2 protein-coding genes are annotated in these 3,795 nt (G+C 22.7%); one reads left to right on the forward strand and one right to left on the reverse strand.

What is annotated here, in order from left to right:
• Positions 1-741: 741 nt before the first annotated feature.
• A complete protein-coding gene (locus tag OC701_RS02460; RefSeq protein WP_304514504.1) occupies positions 742-945 on the reverse strand; it encodes a hypothetical protein in 204 nt (67 codons plus the stop codon).
• 267 nt (positions 946-1,212) lie between these two features.
• Here OC701_RS02460 and glnS point away from each other — a divergent pair, with 267 nt between their 5' ends.
• Entirely contained in the window at positions 1,213-2,847 is a 1,635-nt protein-coding gene (gene glnS, locus OC701_RS02465) for a glutamine--tRNA ligase (protein ID WP_304514505.1), read from the forward strand.
• Positions 2,848-3,795 lie beyond the last annotated feature (948 nt).

The following is a 3,795-nucleotide window of genomic DNA, read 5'->3' on the forward strand; positions in this document are numbered from 1 at the left end:
TTCTAAAATTCGTTCTTTTGCCTCTTGTAAACCATAATGATTTTTTTCTAAAACCATACGAATTTTTTCTAAATCATTAATATCTTTGCTTTTTTTACCCCAAGGTAAGGCTATTAAAAAATCCAAAACAATTAAATGCGGTAATAAACCAATCCAATCCTTAATATTATTATTTCAATTATTAAAATAAACCGCAATTTATAAAGAAAGCGAAACGAAAGGTGTTCGCTTGAACAAAACAATACCCCACTGCAAATACAATACAGTCATTACATTATTTGAAAACTATTTTATTATTATATATTTTGAACATATTAAAAAGATGTTTGAAAATTAATAAATCAATTTGATAAAAATAAAATTATATTGTAAAAAAATAATAGTTTATTAAATAATAATTTTTATAGCTTTTTTTCTATAAAGGTTTTTTATAATTGTTAGATTTTCAAATATTTATATAATTTTAAAAAATATAATAAAAAGATAAAATTTTCTTAAGATTTATAGATTATTTATTATTTCTAATTATTACTATATCAATTGAATAAATATTTTAAATTTCATCATTTTAGAAATAAATTATAAATAATTATTTTATAAAAATATTTTAAAATTATTTTCAAATAATATATAAAAAAAAGGAGAGTTCATAATCTATGACAATTTTTAATGATTGTCATCGAAAATGATCTCTCTAATATTAATTATAAACAATTTTATAATTATTTTTTATATATTAATTTAATCTTTTATTTCATTAAAATTATTTTGTTTGTTTCTTTCTGGATCAAGTTTTCGCCAAGTTGTTTTGATTTCTTCAATAGTCTTTTCATAATTATCTTCATAATTTGATTCCAAATTAACATTTATTTCATTTTTGATTATAAATAAAATAATAAAAATTATTGTTAATAAAATAATTCGATTAATTAATTTAATAAACATTTTAATTTGCTCCTAAAAAAATAATATTTTTAAAAAAATATTTATTTTAGTATACTAAAAATATCTTAAAAAAATAATTTAAATAAATTTAAATTTATTTTTAATATAATAAATATAATTTTTTTTAAAAAAATGAAGTTTATAAAATATAATTTTTTATATTTTACTAATAATAATAATTATTTTTAATAAAAAAATATCTGATTTAAATAAAAAAATTGTATTATATACTTTAACAGAGTAAAAAAGGAGAATTATAAATATTTCATGATAATGTCAAACTTTATCAAAACTATTATGCAAATAGATTTAAAACAAAATCAAATATCTGAAATTATTACTCGTTTTCCTCCAGAACCAAACGGTTTTTTACATTTAGGTCATGCCCGAGCTATTGTTATTAATTTTGAATTAGCTAAATATTTTCAAGGAAAAACCTATTTAAGATATGATGATACTAATCCTATGCGTGAAAAAGCTGTTTATATCGAAAATATAGAAAAAGATGTACATTGGTTAGGATATAAACCAGATAAAATTTTTTTTACTTCAGATTATTTTGATGCTATATATCAAAAAGCTATTTTATTGATACAAAAAAATAAAGCTTTTGTAGATGATTTGAATGCAGAAGAATTAAAACAAACAAGAGAAATCCAAAAAAATTCTCCTTACCGAAATCGCTCCATATCAGAGAATTTAGAATTGTTTGCTCAAATGGCTCAAGGTAAATTTCATATAGGTCAAAAAGTATTAAGAGCAAAAATTGATATGTCTAGCCCCAATTTAAATTTACGAGATCCGGTTTTATACAGAATTTTGAATACTAAAACTTTAAAACAAAAACATCACTATATTTATCCAACTTATGATTTTGCCCATCCTTTAGCTGATTCTATAGAAAAAATTACTCATTCTTTATGTTCTTTAGAATTTGAAGATCATCGTCCGCTTTATGATTGGATTATCAAGGAAACTGAAATGATTCATGTTCCAAAACAAATTGAATTCGGTAGATTAAATATTATTGGCACATGTTTAAGCAAAAGAATCCTTAAATCTTTAGTAGATTTTAATTTGGTAAAAGGTTGGGATGATCCGCGTATGCCTACTTTAATAGGATTACGAAATCGAGGATTCACTCCTTCTGCTATTAAAAATTTTATCCTAGAAGCTGGTCTTTCGAAAATAAATAGCAATGTTGACAAAAGTATGTTGGATGCTTGTTTAAGAAGCGATTTACAATTAAAAACTAAAACTATTATCGCTGTTATAAAACCTTTGAAAATAACCATTACTAATTATCCTGAAAATACAATAGAATATCGTGAAATTTCTTATTATAAAAATGACGAACAAATAAAAAGAAAAGTTTTTTTTTCACGCAATATTTATATAGAACATAGTGATTTTCAAATAAAGAAACCTAATCAGGATTTTAAAAGATTATTTTTGTATGGAGAAGTTAGATTATTATACTTTTATTTTATTAAAGCTTATAAAATCATAACCAATAATTATGGAGAAATTTTAGAAATTTTAGCTACTTATGATCCACTAACTAAAAGTGGTAGTGGCTTTAATCAACGCAAACCCAACGGTACTATTCATTTTTTAACTATGGAAAAATCTTTAGAAGCAACTTTTAATTTTTATCAAGATTTATTATTAAAACATAATAATAATCAATTGAATTATCAAAAACCTGAAGAAATAAAAAGTTTATTTAATTTTAACTCTTGGGAACAATACAAAGGTTTTATAGAAAGCAATGTGGATTTTCAAAATAATTTAGAAAAATTTCAATTTATTAGACATGGTTTTTTTAATTTAGAACATCAAAAAAACCAAATAAGAAATTTTAATGAAATTGTAGCTTTAAAAAATAAAAACAAATATTAGATTTAATCTAAATTTATTACAAAAAAATTAAAAAATTATTATTATTTTTAATAATAGTGAAGATATGGGTATAAATAACAAAACTAATCGTAACCATTTATGATAATATCCAAAAACCATATATTTGGCAAATTATACTTAATAATATTAGATCACAGAATAATTTAAAGTATGTATTTATGTAGCATAATATTCCAAAAAGATTGCTAAAAATATACGGATAAGATTATTTGCGTTTCATTTATAAGATTTATATTTCTATCAATTATTACAAACAGTCTCTGTCCAAATGGTTAGAGCAAGTTTCCCAACACACTGATTTCCATAATTTATCCCCTTTCCAGATTTAACTCTTCGCGTGTTACCATTGGTTAAATTTTTATTTCTTTATCTTTTGTTCTTTTCGAATATTCTAATATTTCCGTTTTTTGTTCATCATGCTTCACAAATGAGCGTTTCTAATGGTTCTGAAATGATGAATTTCCAGGGATTGATTTTCTAATTAGCCAACTTCACATTTTTGTGCTGTTAATCTGTCGGTTAATCTGGTTCGCTTTTTGAAGAAATTGGGTTTGATGACTATTTCGGCTATTTCGCCTTTATAGGCTCTCATCCTGTTTAATTCTTTTCCAGAAAAAGTTATCGATTTTGAAGGTATCTAATTTAGAGGATTGATGATCAAAAAAATTTACTATTATTTTATTCAAACATGTTTAACAAGATTTTCAAGAATTGAGAGATATATTATATTAAGTTTATTCTTTTATTCCTTGAGAGAAGCTAAATTATGGAAATTCGGATGTCGGGGCAATCGTTTTTTGGCAAGTTTCCAAGCATCCGGCTTTCCATAATTTACTCTCTTTCGAGAACCAATTTCTCCTCACGGTTGATTAGTTATTTATTCTTATTGTTCTTATTCTTCCTGATATCATGTATTTGCTGATTGGT

The sequence above is a fragment of the Candidatus Phytoplasma bonamiae genome, from assembly GCF_030586845.1.
In the GTDB taxonomy this organism is placed as follows: domain Bacteria; phylum Bacillota_I; class Bacilli_A; order Acholeplasmatales; family Acholeplasmataceae; genus Phytoplasma; species Phytoplasma bonamiae.

What these genes read in the sequence shown, in the direction of transcription:
- OC701_RS02460 (WP_304514504.1), bottom strand. Translation starts at nt 945, where the DNA reads ATGTTTATTAAATTAATTAATCGAATTATTTTATTAACAATAATTTTT.
- glnS (WP_304514505.1), top strand. Translation starts at nt 1,213, where the DNA reads ATGATAATGTCAAACTTTATCAAAACTATTATGCAAATAGATTTAAAA.